At 60.9% G+C, this 23,584-nt stretch carries 15 protein-coding genes; 8 read left to right on the forward strand and 7 right to left on the reverse strand.

Going from position 1 to position 23,584, the window contains the following annotated elements; translation table 11 throughout:
- The 4 genes from RTQ83_RS13535 to RTQ83_RS13550 form a co-directional block, all read left to right on the forward strand.
- A partial coding sequence (locus tag RTQ83_RS13535; protein WP_312515370.1) for a DNA-directed RNA polymerase subunit beta' occupies nucleotides 1–2,942 on the forward strand: 2,942 nt, incomplete at its 5' end.
- A 162-nt stretch (nucleotides 2,943–3,104) separates the two neighbouring features.
- Nucleotides 3,105–3,389 carry a group II intron maturase-specific domain-containing protein gene (locus RTQ83_RS13540; protein WP_312515373.1) on the forward strand — a complete coding sequence of 95 codons (285 nt, stop codon included), beginning with the start codon at nucleotides 3,105–3,107 and terminating at the stop codon, nucleotides 3,387–3,389.
- Nucleotides 3,390–3,876: 487 nt separating this feature from the next.
- Complete coding sequence (locus tag RTQ83_RS13545; protein ID WP_312515376.1) at nucleotides 3,877–7,911, forward strand: hypothetical protein; 4,035 nt, start codon at nucleotides 3,877–3,879, stop codon at nucleotides 7,909–7,911.
- Nucleotides 7,912–8,404: 493 nt separating this feature from the next.
- Entirely contained in the window at nucleotides 8,405–9,067 is a 663-nt protein-coding gene (locus tag RTQ83_RS13550; RefSeq protein WP_312515575.1) for a superoxide dismutase, read from the forward strand.
- Between the two features lie 38 nt (nucleotides 9,068–9,105).
- Here the strand turns inward: RTQ83_RS13550 and RTQ83_RS13555 are convergent, their stop codons facing one another.
- The 4 genes from RTQ83_RS13555 to RTQ83_RS13570 all read right to left on the reverse strand — a co-directional run bounded on the left by RTQ83_RS13555 (nucleotide 9,106) and on the right by RTQ83_RS13570 (nucleotide 14,975).
- Nucleotides 9,106–9,957 (reverse strand): alpha/beta fold hydrolase, encoded by an 852-nt coding sequence (locus RTQ83_RS13555; protein ID WP_312515379.1) that lies wholly within the window; start codon nucleotides 9,955–9,957, stop codon nucleotides 9,106–9,108.
- A 223-nt stretch (nucleotides 9,958–10,180) separates the two neighbouring features.
- Nucleotides 10,181–11,815, reverse strand: a complete 1,635-nt coding sequence (locus tag RTQ83_RS13560) for a M28 family peptidase (RefSeq protein ID WP_312515382.1) — start codon at nucleotides 11,813–11,815, stop codon at nucleotides 10,181–10,183.
- A gap of 127 nt (nucleotides 11,816–11,942) precedes the next feature.
- A complete protein-coding gene (locus RTQ83_RS13565; protein WP_312515385.1) occupies nucleotides 11,943–14,195 on the reverse strand; it encodes a M28 family peptidase in 2,253 nt (750 codons plus the stop codon).
- Nucleotides 14,196–14,312: 117 nt separating this feature from the next.
- The gene (locus RTQ83_RS13570; protein WP_312515388.1) at nucleotides 14,313–14,975 is read right to left on the reverse strand and encodes an energy transducer TonB; all 663 of its coding nucleotides are present in this window, start codon (nucleotides 14,973–14,975) and stop codon (nucleotides 14,313–14,315) included.
- A 352-nt stretch (nucleotides 14,976–15,327) separates the two neighbouring features.
- On the opposite strand from RTQ83_RS13570, the gene RTQ83_RS13575 reads away from it, so the two are divergent.
- From RTQ83_RS13575 to RTQ83_RS13590, 4 genes are read left to right on the forward strand one after another with little or no spacing between them, the layout of a single operon-like run.
- Nucleotides 15,328–15,978: a response regulator transcription factor gene (locus tag RTQ83_RS13575; protein ID WP_312515391.1), complete on the forward strand. Its 651-nt coding sequence runs from the start codon at nucleotides 15,328–15,330 to the stop codon at nucleotides 15,976–15,978.
- Nucleotides 15,979–17,037 carry a hypothetical protein gene (locus RTQ83_RS13580; RefSeq protein WP_312515394.1) on the forward strand — a complete coding sequence of 353 codons (1,059 nt, stop codon included), beginning with the start codon at nucleotides 15,979–15,981 and terminating at the stop codon, nucleotides 17,035–17,037.
- Nucleotides 17,034–18,578, forward strand: a complete 1,545-nt coding sequence (locus RTQ83_RS13585; RefSeq protein ID WP_312515397.1) for an ATP-binding protein — start codon at nucleotides 17,034–17,036, stop codon at nucleotides 18,576–18,578. Before RTQ83_RS13580 ends, RTQ83_RS13585 begins: the two co-directional genes overlap by 4 nt.
- 25 nt (nucleotides 18,579–18,603) lie before the next feature.
- Nucleotides 18,604–20,295, forward strand: a complete 1,692-nt coding sequence (locus tag RTQ83_RS13590) for a M14 family zinc carboxypeptidase (protein ID WP_312515400.1) — start codon at nucleotides 18,604–18,606, stop codon at nucleotides 20,293–20,295.
- On the opposite strand, the gene RTQ83_RS13595 is transcribed toward RTQ83_RS13590, so the two are convergent.
- The 3 genes from RTQ83_RS13595 to RTQ83_RS13605 all read right to left on the reverse strand — a co-directional run bounded on the left by RTQ83_RS13595 (nucleotide 20,296) and on the right by RTQ83_RS13605 (nucleotide 23,556).
- Nucleotides 20,296–20,442 carry a hypothetical protein gene (locus RTQ83_RS13595; RefSeq protein WP_312515403.1) on the reverse strand — a complete coding sequence of 49 codons (147 nt, stop codon included), beginning with the start codon at nucleotides 20,440–20,442 and terminating at the stop codon, nucleotides 20,296–20,298.
- Between the two features lie 151 nt (nucleotides 20,443–20,593).
- On the reverse strand, nucleotides 20,594–22,405 hold the full coding sequence (locus RTQ83_RS13600) for a DUF885 domain-containing protein (protein ID WP_312515406.1): 1,812 nt from the start codon (nucleotides 22,403–22,405) through the stop codon (nucleotides 20,594–20,596).
- 14 nt (nucleotides 22,406–22,419) lie between these two features.
- Nucleotides 22,420–23,556 carry a branched-chain amino acid ABC transporter substrate-binding protein gene (locus tag RTQ83_RS13605; RefSeq protein ID WP_312515409.1) on the reverse strand — a complete coding sequence of 379 codons (1,137 nt, stop codon included), beginning with the start codon at nucleotides 23,554–23,556 and terminating at the stop codon, nucleotides 22,420–22,422.
- Nucleotides 23,557–23,584: the final 28 nt, after the last annotated feature.

Consider the following 23,584-nt stretch of genomic DNA (forward strand, 5'->3'; position numbering starts at 1 on the left):
AGGCGTTCGAGCCGGTGCTGATCGAAGGCAAGGCCATCCAGCTGCACCCGCTGGTTTGCGCGGCGTTCAACGCCGACTTCGACGGTGACCAGATGGCCGTCCACGTGCCGCTGTCGCTGGAAGCCCAGCTGGAAGCGCGCACGCTGATGCTCGCGTCCAACAACGTGCTGTTCCCGGCCAACGGCGAACCGTCCATCGTGCCGTCGCAGGATATCGTGCTGGGTCTGTACTACACGACCCGCGAGCGCATCAACGGCCGTGGCGAAGGCATCTTCTTCACGGACGTCGCTGAAGTCCAACGCGCCTACGACAACAACGAAGTCGAGCTGCAAAGCCGCGTCACCGTGCGCCTGAAGGAACACGAGCGCGACGAGAACGGCGAATGGCAGCCGGTGATCCGCCGTCACGAGACGACGGTCGGCCGTGCGCTGCTGTCCGAGATCCTGCCCAAGGGCCTGCCCTTCACCGTCCTGAACAAGGCGCTGAAGAAGAAGGAAATCTCGCGCCTGATCAACCAGTCGTTCCGCCGCTGCGGTCTGCGCGACACGGTGATCTTCGCTGACAAGCTGATGCAGTCGGGCTTCCGCCTGGCCACGCGCGGCGGTATCTCGATCGCCATGGGCGACATGCTGATCCCGACCGCCAAGGAAGGCATCCTGGCTGAGGCCAGCCGCGAAGTGAAGGAAATCGACAAGCAGTACTCGTCGGGTCTGGTCACGTCCCAAGAGCGCTACAACAACGTTGTGGACATCTGGGGCAAGGCTGGCGACAAGGTCGGCAAGGCGATGATGGAACAACTGGCCACCGAGCCCGTGACCAACCGTCACGGCGAGGAAGTGCGCCAGGAGTCCTTCAACTCCATCTACATGATGGCTGACTCGGGCGCCCGCGGTTCGGCCGCCCAGATCCGCCAGCTGGCCGGCATGCGCGGCCTGATGGCCAAGCCGGACGGCTCGATTATCGAAACGCCCATTACCGCAAACTTCCGTGAAGGCCTGAACGTACTCCAGTACTTCATCTCCACTCACGGTGCGCGTAAGGGTCTGGCCGATACGGCACTGAAGACCGCGAACTCGGGTTACCTGACCCGCCGTCTGGTCGACGTGACCCAGGATCTGGTGGTGATCGAGGACGATTGCGGTACCAACAACGGCACGCACATGAAGGCGATGGTCGAAGGTGGTGAAGTGATCGAGCCGCTGCGCGACCGTATCCTGGGCCGCGTCGCCGGTACCGACATCGTCAATCCGGAAACGCAAGAGACCCTGTACGAAGCCGGCACCCTGCTGGACGAAGATATGGTCGAAGAGATCGAACGCGTCGGCATCGACGAAGTCAAGGTCCGCACCCCGCTGAACTGCGACACGCGCTTCGGCCTGTGCGCCAAGTGCTACGGCCGCGACCTGGGCCGCGGCATGCTGGTCAACTCGGGCGAAGCAGTCGGCGTCGTTGCTGCACAGTCGATCGGTGAGCCGGGTACCCAGCTGACCATGCGTACCTTCCACATCGGTGGTGCGGCATCGCGCGCAGCAGTGGCATCGTCGGTCGAAGCCAAGTCGAACGGCACGGTCCGCTTCACCGCGACCATGCGTTACGTGACCAACGGCAAGGGCGCCCAGATCGTCATTTCGCGTTCGGGCGAAGTGCTGATCACGGACGACCACGGCCGCGAGCGCGAGCGTCACAAGGTGCCATACGGCGCGACCCTGATCGTGAAAGACGGTCAAGTGGTCAAGGCCGGCACCGCGCTGGCAACCTGGGATCCGCTGACTCGTCCGATCATCACCGAATACGCCGGTACCATCCGCTTCGAGAACGTGGAAGAGGGTGTCACCGTCGCTCGTCAGGTGGACGAAGTGACCGGTCTGTCGACCCTGGTCGCGATCGATCCGAAGCGTCGTGGTTCGGGCAAAGTGCTGCGTCCGCAGGTCAAGCTGCTGAACGAAGAAGGCCAGGAAGTGAAGATCGCCGGCACCGAGCACGCCGTGACGATCGGCTTCCAGGTCGGCGCGCTGATCATGGTCAAGGACGGTCAGCAAGCAACTGTTGGTGAAGTGCTGGCACGTATCCCGACCGAATCGCAGAAGACCCGCGACATTACCGGTGGTCTGCCGCGCGTTGCCGAACTGTTCGAAGCACGTTCGCCGAAAGACGCGGGCATGCTGGCGGAAGTCACCGGTACCGTCGCGTTCGGTAAAGAGACCAAGGGCAAGCAACGCCTTGAGATCACCGACATGGACGGCAACAAGCACGAGTTCCTGATTACCAAGGACAAGCAAGTGCTGGTGCACGACGGCCAGGTGGTGAACAAGGGCGAGATGATCGTCGACGGCCCGGCCGATCCGCAAGACATCCTGCGCCTGCTGGGTATCGAAGCGCTGGCCCGCTACATCGTGGACGAAGTGCAGGACGTGTACCGTCTGCAGGGCGTGAAGATCAACGACAAGCACATCGAGGTGATCGTTCGCCAGATGCTGCGTCGTGTTCAGATCACCGATGCAGGCGACACCGACTACATCGTCGGCGAGCAGGTGGAGCGTTCGGAACTGCTGGACGAGAACGACAAGGTCAACGCCGTCGGCAAGCTGCCGGCGCAGTACGAAAACGTGCTGCTGGGTATTACCAAGGCATCGCTGTCGACCGACTCGTTCATCTCGGCTGCATCGTTCCAGGAAACCACCCGCGTGCTGACCGAAGCGGCGATCATGGGCAAGCGCGACGGTCTGCGCGGCCTGAAGGAAAACGTCATCGTCGGCCGCCTGATCCCAGGCGGTACCGGTCTGGCATTCCACCGCGCCCGCAAGGAGAAGGAAGTGTGGGAAGCGGAAGAGCGCCAGGCGCTGCTGCAGCAGGAGAAGGCCAATATGGCTGCCGAGCTGCAGGCGATGGAGGATCAGCAGACTGCGTCGGCTTCGGCTGAGCAGCATGGCGATAACGAGTAATCGTTAGAGCGTTAGCGAAAACGGCACCCTTAGGGGTGCCGTTTTTTTTTGTGCGCCCAGCATCGGCGCACTCTTGTGGGTGAAAGTCCCGCCGCGAGCTGACCATAGCGAGCAAAGCCTAGCGCAACCGTGGAAGGGTGACTAACCGTGGGGAAACTGCATTTGAAGATCAACGACTCGAAAAGCGCAGTGACCAGCGCGCTTGGCCGCAAATTTCTGGGTTACGAGTTGTGGACGACCTTGAAAGGTGAGGTGAAACGGGTGGCGAAGAAGGCGCTGGGAACGTTTCGGCAAAAGATCAGGCAACTTACCCGCCGGTCTGGCGGAAGAAGCATCGCGCAAGTGATTGAAGGGCTGTGCACTTACGTAATCGAATGGAAACGCCACTTCGGTCTGGCACAAACCCCGAAAGTCCTGAATAAGCTGGACGAGTGGATGCGCCGCTGAATGCGAGCATTACATCTTAAACTGTGAAAACGGGGACGACGACCTACCGCGAACTGCTAAAGCTAGGAAGCAGCCCAAATGTTACAAGGCTAGTAGCGGCAAACAGCCAATGCTGGTAGCGCAACAGCGGGTAGGCCAAGAACACGGCGGTGACGATAGCCCACTTTGACTGTCGTGGCATGCCACGCTTCAATTAACCTCAACCACTCGAACCGCCCGGTGCGGACCTGCACGCCGGGTGAAGCGGGAAAGGTTGATCGGCATGCTGGTTACCCTTATCCCGATTTGCCTGATGATATGACTTATCGGATTTCTATTTAGAAATGTAAATGAGTGCCTAATTTTTTCTCTCATCCAAAAAGTGCATAACTCTAAGCGCAGTGCATAAATTCATTGTCAAACGATGGATTTCCACTCTAGCCGTTGCACAGTGGATAGAATAGGGGCTAGATCTGCTTACAAACATTACTTATTATAGGTATTTTTCATGGATACACTGGAACTGTCAAAGCTAAATCCACAGGCCTTCGAGAATTTAGTTAATTTACTAGCACTAAAAACATTGGGTAGCGGCGTAAGTGGTTTTGGCCCAGGTGCGGATGGCGGGCGCGACGGCTATTTCGAAGGTTCTGCTCCATATCCGAGTACAAGTGAACGTTGGGATGGTGTGTGGTATTTGCAGTCAAAATTTTATTCAGGAATCAGCAATGGGCAGAAATGGCTAATTGAGCAAGTCAAGAAAGAGATTGCACTTTTTGATAATGAAAATAGTGATCGCATATGGCCGCGTAATTGGATAATCGCAAGTAACATAGACCCTAGTGGGAAACCCGAAACTGGAAGCTTCGATGCAATCCGTCAATTACTTAAAAATAGCAGTGGAGGAAAAGATACTCGCTTGGCGATTTGGGGAGGAAGGAAAATATTAGATCTCCTGGCCTTAAATCACGAAATTTCTAGCTACTACAGACAGTTTCTAACTCCCGGCCATGTCCTTACTAGTCTATATGATCAGCTTGAGGAATTAAAAGAAGAACGCCCTACGTTGTCTGAAATACTTCGTTACTTTGTCGTTCATAACTTTGCGGAACAAACCTATACGAAGCTTGAACAGGCTGGTTCTTCTTCAGACACTCGCCCAGCAGTGCATGATCTCTTTATTGATTTACCATACATAGAAATTTTTTCAGATAATCGGAATAACGCCAACGATTCTGAAAAGGAAAATTTGTTTTTGGCATTAACTCACGCAGCTCATCAGTCGCATCGTCATTCTTTTCGTAAAACGATTCCAGAGTTGGAAAAGCCATGGGGAAAAAATCCAAAGAGAGCTAGGGTTACTATGATCAAAGGTGGCCCGGGTCAAGGGAAATCCACCATTGGCCAATATTTATCTCAAATACACCGGGCAGCTTTAATACTCGCCGCAGACGGACCGAATGTTACTCCACACATCTACTCGACCGCGATTGCAGTTCGCGAAGCTGCCGAACGCGACGGTTATTGGCCGAATTCTGCACGTATTCCAATTCAGCTTGAGCTTAAGGAGTATGCACATTGGCATTCGCAACGCGAAAGTAAACAGTCAGCAGGTGTATTAAGCTATATTTGTGAAATTGCTGGAAAGAAATTAGGGATAAAAATCTCGGAAAAAACTTTAAAAAATAGTTTAAGTAAACAAGCTTGGTTAATAATATTTGATGGATTGGATGAGGTGCCGACCGATCATAAAGATAGAATCTCAAGCGAAGTCATTAGCTTCACAAATGATTTATTAATTGAAATCGATTCGGATTCAATGATTCTCTGTTCATCACGGCCACAAGGTTATTCAGGTCAGTTTGCGGACCTGGACGGAGCAGAAGTGATGTTGGCATATTTGTCTACACCAACGGCCTTACGTTGTGCAACGCCGCTATTAAAATTTAACCGTGCTATTGAAGAAGGAGAGAGATTTGTTGAAATCTTGGAGTCAGCATTAAAATCACCAAATATTCAAGAGCTGATGACCACTCCTTTGCAATCTCATATTATGGCTGTTGTCGTGCGCGATGGAGGAAAGCCGCCGGAGCGAAGGTGGCGCCTTTTTCAAAGCTTCTATCAAGTAATGAAGCGCAGGGAAGCAATGAAAGACTATAAAAACAAAAAAGTCGCAGAATTGCTGCGAGGTGAGGATCGATTATTAAAATCTGTACATATGCGCTTAGGTTTTGTTCTGCATGCTCGAGCTGAACGTAGTTCTGGAGCTCAGGCTGTTTTGACCAAAGCGGAGTTTGAAGAGCTAGTTAAATTTGTTGTAGAAGACCTAGGAGCGGAAAATATTTCTGACACTGTCTCTGTAGTAATGGAGGCAACTACCGAGCGATTGGTATTAGTGAGTACCCCCGACAACGGTGACAAGGTCAGGTTCGACATTCGACAATTGCAAGAATTCTTCGCTGCTGAATACCTTTACGATGGCGTTTCATCAAGGGAATTAGCCGAGCGCATACAACACATCGGTTGTGATGCTCACTGGCGAGAAGTAATGCACTTCCTTTTAAGTGCATTTATTGCTGATCGACGTACTTCGGAATTCGCAGTGGCTGTTCAGGAACTTGTTATTCTAAACGAGCGTAATTTTGGTGATATTGATGCTATATATTGGAAAAAAAATGCGCCAACATCAATCATGGCATTAAGGCTTCTTCTAGAGGGAGTATTGGAAGATGATCAGAAAGATCGCCGCCATTTAAAACCTTTAGTATCGGCAATTGGCGGTATAGGTGATGTAGATAGAATAAGAAGCTTTGGAAAAATAAACCAAAGAAACTCAAAGATATGGCTAATAAATGTTCTAATGGAACGTATTGCTACAGCAAATGCAGTCGAAGCAACTGGAGCATTTTTTTTGCTTGGACTAATTCCAAATTTGACTGAGGTCGATGAGGTTATTTTATACGAAAAATTTATAAATCTTCCTGGGGATATAATAGATTATCTGGTCGAAAGCTGGGTAAGAAATGCGCGTGCGGCGTATAGAGTAAGGACAGATAAACTTATGGGCAACAATGTCGATATGTGGATATTGAAGTCCTTTATTAAAATATTGAACTCACCACTAACTCTGGATCTAAAACCTACTACGGTTCGAAGTATGATTACAGTGCTGCGTGATATGGATGATATATTTGTAGATGCGGCGCAAAAGACAGGAATTGAAGTTGCTAAAGCTCAAATGATTTATAACCTGGCAATCAGGGCTGAATTGGATGCTTCTAGACAAGAAGACAGTCAAACTGAAGAGTGTGGTATTTTTGGGATAAATCGAGCCCAGTATAGCTGGGTAAATGCAAAGGTGCCGGAGGCTTTACAAGGCTTATCTGAAGAGGACGCGTTTGAAGGATTCGAAGGAATGTTCGAAGTCATCGCGTCTTGCGGAAGGTTTTCGATAAGCAGAAGTAACAGGAATCTGGAAAAGTTCTCTTCAATCGCACTAGCTCATGGAGAAAGAAAGTTGATTTCTTTGCCAAATTCTCTCCTCGCGTTAGTTCCAACAGGCGGTACTGAATCTATTCCTCGTCATAGCATTTCCCATCTTTCTCATTACAAATTTAACGAAGATATTGAAAATTATCTATCAAAACTAAAGGATGAGATTGGGGAGCCGTCGTGGGATTACCACCTCCGAGATATGGAGATTGCAACTCGTGAAGATTGGGAGAAAATTTCGGAGAATCAACCTGATTTTGCAATGCAGATAATATTTGAACCTGACTTTACTCCAATTCGGATCGAAAAAACTGTAATGGTGCCGCAATTGGAAAAGTTAATTCTTGCCAACCCTTCTACATTAACGCGTTACGCCTTGCAGTGGGGGAAGCTTAGTAATATAAGTCCTCTAGTATTCAAGAAATTTTTAGAGGAAGTTAAAAAGACACCACATGAGGTTCTACTCCGAAATATCTCGAGCAATTACGATTTTGATTATTTCTCTTTAAGTCTTCCTGCAGACAATTACTTGATTCCTATACTTGCTGCTGCCGTAGCTATGGAGGTGGGTCCACGATGGGATTATTCCCCAGCCGATAGTATGAAGGAAATTTTCTCCGGGTATGGGCTAGATGCAGATGCACTGCGTGAAATCATGTTGGACAAAAACTTAGATAAAATTATTCGATCAGGAGCTGCATTTTTCTATTGGGCAATCATTTGTGATGTTGAGACTTCTGAGCCAATTTTTTCTAATAACCAGCTAACTAATGAATTTACTCTCTACAAAGAGCTAACTGATCAAGTCTCGGAAAAATGGTTGGCTCGAGTGTTTTTGGGAAAAGTTTTAATTGGTTATCATGAGCAAAATATTTCGGCAATGGAAATATTTGTTGATTTTATAAGCAATGATTTCAAAGGGGAAATAAGGGCCGATATTAATAACGTGATGAATGTCTGGCGAGAGCGTTCATCTGCGCCGTTGACGTCACAAGGCTTACTCCCAAAGTGGCTAGGATATACGTCAACTATCCCAAGCTATGCGGTATAGTTGTGTAAGTTTTTATAGAAAAAATTGGAAAATGTGATTTTAAAACTTAGCAATTTTGGCGGCTAGATTAGTGCCGAAAATTTGACATGGATTCAATATTAGGCCGAGCCTGAGGTTGTAACATCGCTGAGCTTTGGTATTCAGGGTGATGTCGAAGGTGGACTCAGGCTGCGTACTAGATAAAATTGATTTTAAAAAGGATTTTGAAGCTAAGCTCTAGCAGTGATAAATTTCTTTCTGGCAATAACAGCACTCTGTGCAGGTGCCGTTATTGCTTTCCACTAGCTTCGGATGATAAGTGCTTCCTGCCCGTTTTGTCACCACGGTCGCGTCTCCTCAGCGGTACGCTTCCATTCATGCATTTGATCTACACTGGGTTCGGTTTTTCAGCACGTTCAACCGCCTTTCCGAGGAGAATCCAATGCGCCGTTTGAAGCAAGTAGTTGCCGTTTGTGTCCTACCGTTAGCAGCGCTGTCGATCGCGCACGCAGCAATGCAAGCCAATGCGCCGGCTTCGTCCGCAAGCGCTCAGGCATCGTTCTCGCTGCCACAGCTCCCATACGCCGCCAACGAGCTCGAGCCAGCGATCGATGCGCAGACAATGCAACTCCACCACGGCAAGCACCACCAGGCTTACGTCGATGCGCTCAACAAAGCCGTTGCCGCCGACAAGGCTCTGGCCGGTCAGTCGCTCGAGCAGTTGATGAGCAAGGCAGGCACGCTGTCTGACACGGTGCGCAACAATGCCGGCGGCCACTGGAACCACACCTTCTTCTGGAAGACGATGGCTCCCAAGGCCCAAGCTGGTTCGCCATCGCCGGAACTGAACAAGGCCATCACCAGCACCTTCGGTTCGATGGACAAGTTCAAGGCATCCTTCAAGGAAGCGGGCACCAAGCGCTTCGGATCAGGCTGGGTTTGGCTAATCATCGACAACAGCGGCAAGCTCGCGATCACGTCGACGCCGAACCAGGATAACCCGCTGATGGACGTCGCCGAACAAAAGGGCAAGCCGATCCTGGGCAACGACGTCTGGGAACACGCTTACTATCTGAAATACCAGAATCGTCGCGCCGACTACCTGGACGGCTGGTGGCAGGTCGTGAACTGGGGCGAAGTGTCGCGTCGCTACGCCGAAGCTACCGCCAAGAAGTAAGCACAAGGAGGACAGCCGCCAGCGCTGTCCGCATCTGGTCACGCAGTGCGTACTTGCCCGCGTAGCCAGACCAAGCTCGACGCCGCATAGTTCAGCACCGAGATATGCCCGTCGTCCGGCCGCTGCCACAGCTCGGCCGACCGGCAATGCCGCGCCAGCCATTCGCTGTGCGCCGCCGGCACTACGCGATCGCGCAGCCCGTGCACCAGCAGTACCGGACATGCAATGCGCGCGCAATCGAATCCCCACGGCGCCACGTACGCCAGGTCGTCGTCGATCAAGCCATCCGCTCCCTGCGTGACAGCTGGCCTTACCACGCTGTCAAACCATGACCATGCTCCCGCCAGCGCATCCCAGTCCTCCGGCGTGAACATCTCCCGATCGAACTCAAGTCCCAGCCCTTCGTGATACGTCTTGGCCGCACGCCCCTGCACACCCGCCCGCAGCGACGCCGCGCCAAACTCGCCCATTCCCGCGAACCAGTCCAAGCTCTGTGCATCGAACGGCGCCAGTCCTGCCACGTTGACCGCAGCCAGCACCCGCTCGGGGAGCAGCGCAGCGCACGCCAGTGCATGCGGCCCGCCACCTGAATGACCCATCACCGCAAAGTGTTTGATTCCAAGCCGGTCCGCGACCCGCGCGACATCGGCAGCAACTGAAGCGATATCCCGGCCGCTGACCGGCGTCGAGCCGCCATAGCCCGGCCGGTCGATCCCGATCCAGCGTATGCCCAGCTCCGCGGCCACCTCGAACAAGGGCTCCGGTGGTCGCCCGATATTTGGCGTGCCGTGATGCCAGAATACCGCCAGCTCGGCCGCGCGGCCCTGCGGCGGATGATCGTAGAAGTGCAGCGTGCGTCCATCGCCGAGCACCAGGTCTTCTTCTCTCATCACTGCCTCCGTAGCTAAGTAAAAGCGTTGGCCCAAAAATAAACGTCGTTCCTGCGCAGGTGGGAACCTAAATTTGCGAGCGTCTCGATGACACTAACAGAACTTGGGTTCCCGCCTGCGCGGGAACGACGTGCTGAGGGCAACGCAATGTGGCGGCGTTTGCTCGCCTCATCGTGCGCCAAGCTATGTCGCGGCGCGTCTGACGACTCCGCGATGCGCCTGATTACTTCGCCGCGCGCGCCTTGCCGAACGGATCCCCGGCCTTCCACGCCGGCATCTTCGGCGCATCCGCCACCATGCGGCCCAGATTCAGCGTGTACTGCGCCTGCTGCACCATGCCCGACAGATCCCAACTCGGATCGTATTCGTCGCCCACCTGGTGATACTTGGCGCGATAAGTCGCGGCCTTGGCGGTGTTGGCCTCGGCATCCTTCACCCAGCTGTGCCCAGCGCCCACCGAGAACGCCGGCACGCCGGCCTTGGCGAAGCTGAAGTGGTCGCTGCGGAAGTAGCCGCCTGCCAGGTCGGGACGCGACGGCGCAATGACCAGCCCCATCGACTTGGCAGTGGCCGCCGCCATCGCACCCAGCTCGGTACGCTCGCTGCCCGGCACACTGACGTCCTTCACCAGGCCGACCCAGTTCAGGCTGTCCAGATTCAGGTTGGCGGCCGTCTTCTCGATCGGCCACAGCGGCTTGGCGGCATACGCCGCGCTGCCCAGCAGGCCTTGCTCTTCGGCCGCCACCCACAGGAACATCTGGCTGCGCTTGGCCGGATGCTTCACCGCTTCCGCCGCCATCGCCAGCAGCGCGCCGGTGCCGGATGCATTGTCGACCGCGCCGTTGAAGATGGTGTCACCCTCGGTGCCCTGCTTGCCCATGTGATCCCAGTGTGCGCTGTAGATCACCACTTCGTCCTTCAGCTTTGGATCGGTGCCCGGCACCACGCCGGCCACGTTGAATTCGTCCAGCGAGCGCACCTGCGCGCGCGCTTCGCCCTTGACGCGGGCATTGAGCGCCACCGGCTTGAAGTTCTTGTCTTCGGCCGCGGCGCGCAGCTTATCCAGGTCCTGGCCGCCGGCGGCGAACACCTTGCGCGCGGTGGCGTCGGTCATCCAGCCCTGCAGGCCGGTGCCCAGCTTGCCCTCGGCCAGCTGGAAGCGCTCGGCGTTGGCCCAGCTGTTCTGCACCACGCTCCAGCCGTACGAGGCCGAGGCGTCGGTGTGGATCAGGATCGCGCCCGCCGCGCCCTGGCGCGCCGCTTCTTCGAATTTATAGGTCCAGCGGCCGTAGTAGGTCAGGCCGGCGCCGTTGAAGCGTTTCGGTTCCGCGGCGGTCGGCGCCGGATCGTTGACCATCATGACGATGACCTTGCCCTTCAGGTCCATGCCCTTGAAGTCGTTCCAGCCGCCTTCTTCCGGCGCGTCGATGCCGTAGCCGACGAACACCAGTTCCGCATCCAGCACGTGGTCGGCCTTGGCGTCGCCCGGGCCCCAGACCCAGTCGGCGCCGAACTGCAGCGGCACGGCCTGGCCATTGGCGACGATGCCGACATTGCTCTTCTCCGGCAGCGCGCGCACGCCGGCGATCTTCACCGGCTGGCGGAAGCTGGTGCCGTTGGCCGGCTTCAGGCCGACCGCTGCCGCTTGCGTCTCGAGATAGGTGACGGTCAGTTCGCCGCCACGCTGGCCGGTGCCGCGGCCTTCCAGCGCGTCGGACGAGAGGAAGGCCAGGTGCGCGCGCAGCGGCGCTTCCTGGACGGTCGCGGCTTGCTTGGTGTTCTGTGCGTGGGCCGGATAGGCCAGCGACAGGCTGGCGGCGAGGGCGGTAAGGACAACGGAGGAGACGATCTTGGACATGGAATCCTGCTGCGTGAGTTGATCGATGGAGCCGTCGCTCGCGTGAAGCGGCGGATCATCCAGGCATGCACGCCGCGCGCCATGTGAGCGGCGTGCGCGACGTGCGCAGGTATTTTATGACAACTGATCAGTAAAACCGCAGGATATCGGTCGAGTGGGTCGCGCCGGCATATTCCGGCAACAGCTCGGCGCCGGCGGGACGCGCCGGCAGCAGGTGGCGCGGCAAGCCCGGCATGCGCTCCTGCACCGTGATCGCGAAGATCTCGTCGGCGGCGGACTCGATCTCGAAGCGCAGCAGCCGGTCTTCCATGCCGTACAGCGACAGGCGCCACGGGCCTTCGCTGTCGGTGAGCGTCACGCCGTCCAGGCGCGAGCGCAGCGCCTTGGCGCCCGACATCCACAGCTCGATGTGCGGCGCGCGATTTTTTGAACGCACCGTGAAGCGTCCCAGCCTCACCTTGCCGACCCGGTCGAGCAGGACGAAGCATTCGGGGAAGGCGATCGCATCGTCGCGCGGCGCGATGGCGAACCACTGGCGCGGGCTGTGCCAGCCGAAGACTTCCATGTACACGGCCGGTTCTTTCAGTTGGCCGAACAGCGGCCGGCTCCAGTCGTCGAGCGGCTGCGGCGGCAGCAGCCAGTAGGCGCGCCAGGTGTTCATGTCCTTGAAGTAGACCAGCTGTTCGAGCCTGGTGCCGGCGAATGCGGATTGCGCCGGTGCCCCCACCGCCGGCGGCAGCGCCAGGCAGAAGGCGGCGCCGGCCAGCGCCAGCGCACCCGCGGCCGCCGGGCCGGCGCGCACCATCAGCATCAAGCCAGCAAAGCCCAGCAGGGGCAGCACCATCAGCATCGGCACCATGTACATGCGCTGCGGCGCCAGCATCAGCCAGGTGTCGCGCAGCGCCGGCGGAATCAGGATCAGCGCCGGCGCGCTTCCCGCCAGCAGCAGCGCCGTGCGCATCCAGCGGTCCTGGCGTCGGCCCCAGCTTGATTCCAGCGCCAGCACCGCGAGCAGGGCCAGCGCCAGCGGCCACGCCAGCAGCCAGGCGGCGCCCGGCAGCACTACCGCGACAAGCGGTAGCGCCAGCGCGGGCCAGAACAGCGCGCCGAGCGTGGCGGCGCTGGCGCCGACACTGCGCCGCAGCAGGACCAGGCCGGCGACGAACAGGCACAGGGTCACGGCCAGCAGCAGCAGTGGCGGGCCGGCCGCACCGGCGACGCCGGCTTCCATCATCTCTTCACGCCAGGTCCAGGTGCCGATGCGCGTGATGACCAGCAGGAAGGCGACTCCGAACAGGCCTTGCAGCGCTTCGGTGGTGCCATCTTCCCGCTGGATGCGGCGCCAGGCCAGGGCGAGCGCCGCGCACGCTGCCAGCACCAGGGCCCAGGTAACGGCCGGGGCATGTGCCACCGGCCCGGCCAGCGGCAGCGCGAAATAGCTGCTGGCGGCATGCATGCCGTGCGCCAGCGGCATCGTGCCGTACGCACGCGCCAGGCGCAGCATGGCGTCGCCCAGGTGCGCGAGCGCGGGCGCATCGGCGCCGGTGCCGCCGGTGAACAGCAGCAGCGGTGCATTCAGCGTGGCCAGCGGGCCGGCCTGCGGCGCATTCGGCATCATGCGCGCCATCTCCGCTAGTAGCGACGTGCCGCGCAGGTCGGGCGCCGCGCGCTGCCAGCCGGACAGCGCCGCGCCATCGGCCCCGCTGGCGGAGAACAGCCGCAGCGGGCCGTCGCCATCGTCGAATTTCAGGGTCAGCGCGACGCGGCGCGCCAGCGGATGCTGTTCGGCGAAGCCTTTCGCACCCAGGCCACCCACGGCGTCGCCGTCGGCGAACAGCAGCAGCACGTCGTTGGCGGGCGGCGAAGCGCGCAGGGCGCGCGCCGTTTCCAGCAGCGCCGCCACCGGGCCTGCGCCGCGCACGGCATCCAGCGTGGAGGCGCCGCTGTCGTAGTGGCTGGTCAGCAGCAGCGCCGGCCGCCGCGCCGCATCCTTTGCGCTGCCGGGAATGCGCACCACCACATTGCGCACCACGCCGATCGTGTTGTGGCGCCCGCCGAAGAAATACACCACCGAGCGCCGCACCGTGGTGCGCTGCACGTCGGGTTTCAGGCCCATTTCGCGTAGCTGCGCGAGCAGGTAATCGCGCGCGCGGGCGTTGGTGGCGGTGGCGATCGGACGCGGTTCGTGCAGCGCCTGCAAATGCCCTGCCATGCGCGTCTTCCAGCCGGCGGCCGCCACCTCGACGCCCGGCACCGGAACGCGCGGCGGCGTCAGCGCCAGCCAGGCCAGCCAGGCGACGGCGGCCAGCACCAGGCAGGCGAGGGCGCCGGTGGCCGGATTCGGCAGGCGGACGCTTGGCAACGGGGCTGCAATCTCCATGGTGATTCTCTCCTTGTTGTTGTGATGTTTCTGGGCGCAGGCAGCCGCCGTCTAATTGAAAAAGACGAAAAAAAACCCGCCGGTCCGAAGAGGTGGCGGGCTGAAGAGGAAAGAGATTTACTCGAGTGTCCAGACGTAGGCGATCTGCGCCCATCCGGCCTCGGGTGCGCCGTTGTTCATCGCCGGCTGGAACTGGCACAAACTTAATGCGCTGACGGCGGCGCGATCGAGGTCGCGCGAGCCGCTGGACGACTGGATGCGCGATTGCTGCACCCGGCCGTCGGCGCCGACCAGCAGCGCCAGCGTCACGGTGCCGGTCTCGCCATTGCGCGCGGCGCGCATCGGATAGTCCGGCTTGGCGCAACCGTCGGCATTCGCCAGCACCGCGTTACGCATCTGGCCGCTGTTGGCGGACGGCTGCGCAGCAGGCTGCGGCGGCGCTTCGGTCTGCATCGGCGGTGCCGGTTCCGGCGGTGCCTCGGTGCTGGCCTGGACTTGCGGTTCGACCGGCGGCGGCGGCACGTCGACTTCGACCTCCGGCACGATCACCTCGGGCGGCGCGCTGCGCACCTGCGGCTTGGGCGGCTCCGGCGGCGGGGAGGGCGGTGGAATCTCCGGCTTGACCCACACCAGCGTATCGTCCAGCACCGCCGGCAGCGAGATCGTCTTCGAGTTCATGGTGTTGATGACGCCCAGCGCCACCAGCACGTGCAGCCCGGCCACCAGGGCGAACTTGCCGGCCTTGCCGCCGGCGCCTTGATCAACGTGAGTGAAATGCATGGCTACCTCCTGTTTATTGGTCCGGCTATCCAACTGCCGTTTTATTACCTTGGAAGAACTGCTCACTTACCGCTGTTGGAATAAATATATGCTATGTCCTAGCAATTTGCAAATCCATTAATTAGAAAAATACATTTCCTTTTGTAACCCACGTAGGGTTGGCGGCTCCGCCGCCGACGCGTCCAACCACCCCCCGCATTACCCGACCGCCCCAATCTCCCTCAAAAATCCCCCATCGCTTCCACGCCCGTTGTATGAAATAATTCCCAACTGTGCCGTGGCTCCCGCCCGGCCAGGAAACGCCAGAGACTGGCTAAGAATCGCAACAGGCCAGCGCGCCAGGAGAACCCAATTGGCAGACCAGAACCAACCCATCCGCGTCATGCTTGCGGACGACCACCCGATCGTGATGACCGGCTTCGCCATGTCGCTGGAAGCGGCCGGCATGCAGGTGGTGGGGCAGGCCAAGACCCCGAGCGAGGCGGCCGCCCTGTACGCCGCCCAGCGTCCCGACGTCGCCGTGCTCGACATGCGCTTCGGCACCGAGCTGACCGGCATGGACGCCGCCCACGACATCCTCAAGTCCGACCCGTCGGCCAAGATCGTTTTCCTGAGCCAGTTCGACCAGGACAGCCTGATCAAGGAAACCTACCGCCTCGGCGCCCACGCCTTCGTCACCAAGGACTGCGACCCGGCCGACCTGGCCACCGCCGTGCGCCATGCGCACGAGGGCAAGCTGTACTTCCTGCCGCACATCGCGGCGCGCCTGGCCAGCATGGCGGTGCGCGGCGAAGTCACGCCACAGTCGCAGCTCGACGAGCGTGGCCTGGAAATCTTCAAGTTCATGGCCGAAGGCATGACCAACGCCGAGATCGCGGAACGGCTCGACCTGTCGACCAAGACCATCAGCAACATCAGCCAGTCGATCAAGGAAAAGCTGGGCGTGCACCGCCAGGCCAGCATCACCCTGCTGGCGGTCAAGCACGGCCTGATCGAGCCGTAAGTGAAACCGGCCCTGCAGATCGCGCCGCTGCTGACGCTTGCCCTGCTGATCACGCTGGCGGCGGGCCAGGTGCAGGCCAATCCGGCCGCGCACCAGGCCGCGCCGCAAGCCACGGCGCAGCCATCGAATCCCGCCGTGGCGCAGCCCACCCCCACCCAGCAGGCCCCGGCCCAGGCGCCGGCCGCTGTCACCACGCTGATCCAGGATGCGCCGCCGGCCACCCCGGCCACGCGCATCGAACGCGGCGACACCCAGGGCTTCCGCTTCGAGATCATCACCGGCGACGATTCCGCCGTCACCCACCGCATCGCCGAAGATCTGTATAAACGCCTGGTGCCGACCTTCGCCGCCTTCCGCACCGAGCTGGCGCAAAAGCGCCGCATGATGTACATCGCGATCGGCCCTACCGCGCTGCGCGACGCGCTGTCGCGCCGCTGCGATTGCGTGGTGATCTCGGCCTACACCTCGAGCCAGGTGTGGCGCACCGTCACCTCGCGCAGCACGGCCCGGCCGCGCCGCCCGGTCGCCACCGCCATCTACGCAGAGCCGGCGCCGCGCGACCAGATGCGCCTGGCCGCGCTGCTGTACGGGCGTCCGGTGCGGGTCGGCGTGCTGCTCGGCCCCGACACCGCCTTCCTGCGTCCGCAGCTGCACGACGCGGCCGAGGTGCAGATGTACTCGCCCGGCGAAGACCTGAACCATACGCTGAACAGCATGACGCGCGCCGAGATGCTGCTGGCGCTGCCCGACAGCGACATCTACAACGCCGAGAACGTGCGCAATATCCTGCTCTCGACCTACCGCCGCAAGCAGGGCGTGCTGGGGTTCTCGAGCGACATGGTGAAGGTCGGCGCGCTGGCCACCACCTACTCCGAGATCGAGGACATCAACGCCCAGGTGGCCGAGATCGCGGCGCATTTCGTCGCCACCGGCGAACTGGCCGAGCCGCAGTTCCCGCGCTACTTCCGTACCATCATCAACGAAGGCGTGGCCAGCTCGCTCGACCTGCGCGTGACCGACGCCGCGCGCAACTTCGCGCGCCGCGCACCGGCGCCATGAAGCCGGGCAGCTCCCTGCGCTTCTGGCGCGGCTGGGGCGTGGGGCGCCGCATGGCGGTGATCACCATGCTGCCGGTGGCGTTGCTGTTCACTTCCTTCGTCTGGTATTCCTGGTACGCGCACCGCGCCCAGGTAGCCGAGGAGCTGGCCGAGCGCGGACGCATCCTGGCGCGCGCGCTGGCCGAAACGTCCGAATACAACGTCATCTCGGGCAACCTGTCCGACCTGCGCCTGACCATCAACGGCCTGGTGCAGTCCGACCGCAGCATCTATCGCGTGGACGTGATCGACGCCAGCGGCCGCGCCTCGGTGCGCGTGGTGTCCGAATCGGCCACCGACGCCCAGCCGCATTTCTATGAAGCGCCGATCCGAAAGCAGGTGGTGTGGATCAATCTGTTCTCGGACAACGGCACCCCGCACGTATCGGCGTCGAGCGACTCGCGTCCGCCCACGCTCACCACCGAAGTGGTGGGCTGGGTGCGGGTGACGATGTCGCCGTCGAACATGATGGCCAAGCAGACCGACCGCTTCCAGATCGAGCTGTCGATGGCGGCGCTGGCGCTGGCCGCGAGCGGCATCCTGGCCTGGGTGCTGGCGCGCTCGCTGATCGTGCCGCTGCGCGAAGCGATCGGCAGTCTGCGCCAGATCCGCGGCGGTAACTTCCAGGTCAATCCGCCTGTGAGCACCGGCGGCGAGATCGGCGAACTGCAATCGTCGATCGGCGAGATGGCGTCGGCACTGGGCGAATCCAAGCGCGACCTCGAGAACAAGGTGGCCGAGCGCACGCGCGACCTGCTCGCCTCGCGCAACGAAGCGCTGCGCGCCGACGCCGACAAACGAAAGCTGATCCAGAAGGTCAACGAGATCATCGAGGACGAGCGCAAGAGCATCGCGGTCGAGATCCACGATGAATTGAATGCTTCCCTGATCGCGGCGCGCCTGGAAGCGCAGGCGATCGGCCTGCTGGCGGCGAAGGCGCCGCCGGGGCCGGAAGTCGACGAGATCCGGCGCAAGTCGGAAGCGATCACCAAGCTGGCGCTCGACCTGTACGCCAACGGCCGCCGCCTGGTGCGCCGCCTGCGTCCCGAAGTGCTGGACATGCTCGGCCTGCACGGCGCAGTGGAAGAGGTGGTGCGCCACTACGACACCACCTCCGGCTGCCGCTTCGACCTGCACAGCGAAGGCGACTTCGCACGCCTGTCCAACGAGCTGGCGATTTCGGCCTACCGAATCGTGCAGGAAGCGCTGTCGAACGTGATGAAGCACGCCGCCGCGCGCTCGGCGCATGTGAGCCTGCTGCTGGACGAAGGCAAGGGTGCGCTGCGCATCCGCGTGGTCGATGACGGCGCCGGCTTCGACACCGCCAGCGCGTCCGAGGGCATCGGCATCATCGGCATGCGCGAGCGCGTGTTCGCCCTGCACGGCACGATCGAGGTGCGTTCCAGCCCGGGCGAGGGGACCGACGTCGCCATCGCACTGCCACTCACCGTACCGGCGCCGCCGTCCCTGAATACGCCGGCCGCGCCGACGGCGGCATCGTAAATTTTCACCCACACACAACACCACCATGTCCAATGAACTGCTGACGCCCTACGAGAAGGGCAACCTGAACCAGACCACCACCTGGGCCGAATGCATCGCCTGGTACGAAGCGCTGGCGAGTCGCTTTCCGAACGTGCTGCGCTTCGAAAAGGTGGGCGTGTCGGATGCGGGCGTGCCGATCCACGCGGGCGTGGTCAGCAGCGACGGCGTGTTCGAGGTCGAGGCGATCAAGCGCGCCGGCCGTCCGGTCTTCTTCAACAACAACGGCATCCACCCGGGCGAACCGGAAGGCGTGGATGGCTGCATGGCGCTGGTGCGCGATTTCTGCGTGCAGCCCGAGCGCCTGGCTGTGCTGGGCAAGACCGTGTTCCTGTTCGTCCCGCTGTACAACGTCGATGGCGCCTTCAATCGCGCCGACACCTCGCGCGTGAACCAGGACGGGCCGGAGCAGTTCGGCTTCCGTGGCAACAGCCGCCACCTCGACCTGAACCGCGACTTCGTCAAGTGCGACACCCTGACCGCACAGGTGTTCAACAGCCTGTTCACGACCTGGGATCCGGAAGTGATGGTCGATACCCACACCTCCAACGGCGCCGACTACAGCTACACCATGACCCTGATCCACACCCAGGCCGACAAGCTCGGTGGCGGTCTCGGTGAGTTCCTGCGTGCCGAGATGCTGCCGGCGATGTACGCCGACATGGAACGCCGCGGCTGGCCGACCTGCCCGTACGTGAACCCGGTGCAGGACAGCCCGGACCACGGCATCGCCGAGTTCCTCGAGACCGCGCGCTTCTCGACCGGCTACGCCGCGCTGCACCACACGATCGGCTTCATGCCCGAGACGCACATGCTGAAACCCTTCAAGGACCGCTACGAGTCGATGCGCGCGCTGGTCGAAACGGCGCTCGACTTCACCGTGGCGAATGCCGATCGCATCCAGGCGCTGCGCCGCGCCGCGCGCGAAGAGGGCCGCACGCGCGGCGAGTGGCCGGTGCGCTGGAAGATGGATGAAACCAATCCGTCGAGCTTCCGCTTCAAGGGCTACGAGGCCAGGTACAAGAAGAGCGCCATCGGCGACTACACCCGCCTGTACTACGACCGCAACAGCCCGTGGGAGCGCGACATCGCCTACTACAACAGCTTCCCGGTCGACGTCAGCGTGCCGGCGCCGCAGGCCTATGTGGTGCCGCAGCAGTGGCGCGAAGCGATCGAACGCCTGCAGCTGAACGGCGTGCGCATGGAGCGGGTAGAAGCGGACCGCGTGCAGCGGGTGGCGTACTACCACGTGCTGTCGGTCGGCTCGCGTCCGGGCGCCTACGAAGGCCACATGTTCCACGACGAGGTTGCGCTGGACCGCCGCATCGGTGAGGTGCAGCTGTGCGCCGGCGACTACATCGTGCCGCTGGACCAGGACCGGGCGCGCTATGCGGTCGAGACGCTGGAACCGCTGGCGCACGACAGCTTCTTCCGCTGGGGTTTCTTCAACAGCGTGCTGGAGAAGAAAGAGCACTACTCGGATTACGTGTTCGAGGATACGGCCGAAGAGCTGCTGCGCGTGGAGCCTGAGCTGGCGGCCAAGTTCGCGGAGTGGAAGGCGGAGAATCCGGGGCTGATCACCAGCCAGGAAGCGGTGCTGGACTTCATCTACGCCAATTGCGAGCGTTATCGCGAGCCGGAGTGGAATCGTTATCCGGTGTTCATGATCGAGCGCTGATCACTCTTCGGTCGAGAACGGGCGCTCGTTGCAGCGCTCGTTCCAGTAATCGAGCATGGCATGCTCGGCATTTCCTGCTTGCGTACCATGTGCTCTAGCATCAGACCACTCTTCCAGCACGTCATCCCCGCGGAGGCGGGGACCCAAGTCCGTTGCGCTGCTGCTCACTCCAGACAGAGCTGGTGCGCGAAGAAACTTGGGTCCCCGCCTTCGCGGGGATGACGCTGGTGAGGGGAGGGGTTACCTCATGTGTGCGGACGTTGGTCGCGCCAAACCCAACGCCGCGGCCCGCGCCAACCTACTTCGACGCCGCGATCCAGCGATCCACCTTGGCCTCCAGCACCGCCAGCGGCAAGGTCCCCTCATCCAGCACCACCCGGTGGAATTCCGGCAGACTGAATCTGTCGCCCAGCGCCGCCTGCGCACGCTGGCGCAATTCGACGATCTTCAGCGCGCCGATCTTGTACGCCAGCGCCTGCCCCGGCATCACCATGTAGCGCTCGATCTGCGCGCGCGCCTCCAGGTCGGAATAGCCGAGCGTGTCCTTGAAGTAGGTGATCGCCTGCTCGCGGCTCCAGCCTTTGCTGTGCATGCCGGTGTCGACCACCAGGCGCGCGGCGCGCAGCATTTCGTCGTTCAGGTGGCCAAAGTAATCCTCGGGCTGGTCGAACAGGCCCATCTCTTTGCCCAGCGTCTCGGCGTACAGCGCCCAGCCTTCGGTGAAGGCGGTGTTGCCGCCGAACTTCCTGAAGTTGGGCAGGCCCAGTTCCTGGGTCAGCGCCAGGTGGAAGTGGTGGCCCGGCTGGCCTTCGTGCAGGTACAGGGTGACCATGCCGGTCTTGCCGTACTGTTTCGGATCGTTCACCACCGACCAGAACACGCCCGGACGCGAACCGTCGGCGGCCGGCGAAGTGTAGTGATCCGACGCGGTCTCGCGCGTCAGTTCCGGCTCCAGCCGCACTTCGAGCGGCGCCTTCGGCATCAGGGTGAACAGCGCCGGCAGCTTGGTGCGCACGGTGGCGTCGAGCTGCTTGAAGACGTCGATCACCTGCTGGTCCGAGGTAAACGGTTTATATTTCGGCTGTTCCGATACCCAGCGCGGCAGGCCGGCGGCAGGACCGTCGTAACCCATCTTGGGGCCGATCTTGCCGTACTCGCCCTGGATGCGCGCCACTTCCTTCAGGCCGATCTCGTGGATCTGGGCCGGGCTCAATGTGGTGGTGGTCATCGCCGCGACGCGTGCCGCGTACCAGGCCGCGCCGTTCGGCAGCGCGTTCCAGCCGGCGCTGGTGCGGGTGAACGGCAGGTAGCTCTGCTCGACGTATTTCGCCAGGCGCGCCAGCGCCGGATTGAGCTTGTCGGCCAGCGTCTTGCGATAGTCGGCGGTCAGCCTGGCCTTGTCTTCTGCGGAGAAGTCGGCCGGCAGGTTCTTGATCGGCGTGTAGAAGATACTGGCTTCGGGCGTCGCCGCCACCAGCTGCTTCAGCTGCGGCAGCAGCGACTGCATCGGCTCGCGCGGATGCACGATGCCGCGCCGGACGCCTTCGCGCATATTGGTAATCGCCTGGTCGATGTACGGCGCCAGCTGCGACAGGCGGCTCAGGTAGGCGCGGTAGTCCTGGGGCGTGAGCAGCGGCTGGGCGCCCTGGCCGCCGGCGTAGTTGGCCAGGAAGGCCGGCATGTTGAACATCTGGTCCAGCGGCAGCAGGTGCTCGGGGAAGGCGCCCAGGCGCAGCGCGGCGTTGAGTTCGAACTGCAGGATGTCGTAGCTGGCCTGGTCGCGCGGGTTCAGGTTGGCGCGCGGGATCGCCTGCAGGCGCTTCTGGTAGCCGCGGTACAGCGCCAATTGGCGGTTGCGGTTTTTCGGCGCGATCGACAGCCCGAGCTGATCGAAGAAGCGGCCGTCGCCGCTCTCGGTCGCCCATACCGGCTCGAAGCGCACATAAGCTTCATAGTATTCGTCGGCCAGCTTGTTGATCTGGCGCGAAGCCTGGCTGTCGGCGGCGCTGGCTGCCGGTGCGGTGGCGTCGGTTTGTCCGGCGGCTTGCGCGGGTGCGCACGCCAGCAGGGCGGCCGTCGCCAGCGCGCCCAGCTTGAAGATTGCTTTCATTGTTTCTTGTCCTGTCAGTAGCTGGCCAGCGGCGTCAACGCGCCGTTCTTGAAGGTGTACACGGTCACCGCGGTTTTCTTGAGGTTGCCCTTGGCGTCATAGCCGTAGGTGCCGACCACGCCCTGGTAGCTGATCGCGTGCATCGCCGCGCCGACCTTGGCCGCGTCGACCGACCTGGCGTTCTGGATCGCCTGCGCGATGAACTTGGTCTGGTCGTAGAACGACGGCGCGTACACGTCCGGTTCGCGCCCGAAGCGTTTCTTGTAGTTGGCCAGGAAGGCCGCACCGCCCGGCTGCTGGGCGACGATCGCGCCGGCCTGGGCGCAGCGCACGTTCTCGCCGACCGCGGCGCCGCCCAGCTTGGCCATCTCGGGGCTGCACAGGGTGTCGCCGCCGAGCAGCGGCACGTTCAGGCCGAGCTGCTTCATCTGGCGCACCATCGGCGCGGCCTGCGGCGCGTAGCCGCCGAAGAAGATCGCGTCGACGCGCTTGGCGCGCAGTGCGGTCAGGATGGCGGCGAAGTCGGTCGCCTTGTCGTTGGTGTATTCGTGGCCCGCGACCTTGATGCCGGCTGCCTGCGCCTGGCGCTTGAATTCCATCGCGATGCCCTGGCCGAAGGCGGTGCGGTCATCGATCACGCCGACGTTCTTGACCTTGAGTTCCTTGGCCGCGTAGCCGGCCACCGAGCCGCCCACCTGCGTGTCGCTGGCAACGATGCGGAACACGGTCGGGTAGCCGGCGGCGGTGATCTTGGGATTGGTACCGACGGTCGACATCAGGATGCCGGCATTGTTGTAGACGCGCGAGGCGGGAATCGCCACGCCCGAGTTGTACGGCCCGAGCACGAATTTGACGCCGGCGTCGGCGAACTTCTGGGCCACGCTGACGCCCTGTTTCGGGTCGCCCGCGTCGTCTTCGGAGCGCAGCTCGAAGCGCAATACGTCTGCGCCGATCTTTATTTTCTGTGCGTTGAGTTCTTCGACGGCCAGGCGCACGCCGTTTTCATTGTCCTTGCCGGCAAAGGCGTTGGCACCCGACAGCGGGCCGCTGACGCCGATTTTCACGACCTGCTCGGCGGCAGTGGCATGAGCAAGAGTCAGCGCGGATACGACGGCCAGCGCCAGCGGCGCCATGTTCATTTTCGATGGCATTCCCAAAGGTCTCCGTTGATGGCAACGG

It is taken from the genome of Massilia sp., assembly GCF_031995545.1.
GTDB lineage: Bacteria > Pseudomonadota > Gammaproteobacteria > Burkholderiales > Burkholderiaceae_D > Telluria.